The sequence below is a fragment of the Streptomyces sp. RP5T genome (genome assembly GCF_003933965.1).
Taxonomy (GTDB): domain Bacteria; phylum Actinomycetota; class Actinomycetes; order Streptomycetales; family Streptomycetaceae; genus Streptomyces.
Window position 1 is genome coordinate 1 of sequence record NZ_RSAJ01001320.1, and the last position, 390, is coordinate 390.

A 390-nucleotide genomic window follows, 5' to 3' on the forward strand; every position below is an offset into this window, starting at 1 on the left:
CAGCCTCGCCACTGAGCAACTCCGGTCCTGGGGAATCCCCTTGGACGCGGCGGTACACATCGTGGCCGAGCTCGCCACCAACGCCGCCACCCACAGTCGTGTCCCCGGGAGGGACTTCCGACTCACCCTCTACGTCGTCGGCGCCACCCTCCGCATCGAAGTCACCGACACCCGGGGTGACCGCCTCCCGCAGCCCCAAGTCGCCGCCCCCGACGCCGAGTCCGGCCGAGGTCTCACCCTCGTCGACGCCCTCGCCGACCGTTGGGGGACCGCCCCGGGACCGTACCCGCGTAAGACGGTATGGGCCGAACTCGACGTCACCGCGCCCGTCGCTCCGCCACCGGAACCCGACTGCTCGTGCTCCGGTGCGAGGGGCGCTCTTCCCAAAGG

Annotated in this window: 1 protein-coding gene; it reads left to right on the plus strand. The window is 71.5% G+C overall.

The window, feature by feature from the left end:
- Positions 1–390: ATP-binding protein (locus tag EHS43_RS46015; RefSeq protein ID WP_260471052.1), on the plus strand; the 390-nt coding region annotated here is incomplete at both ends.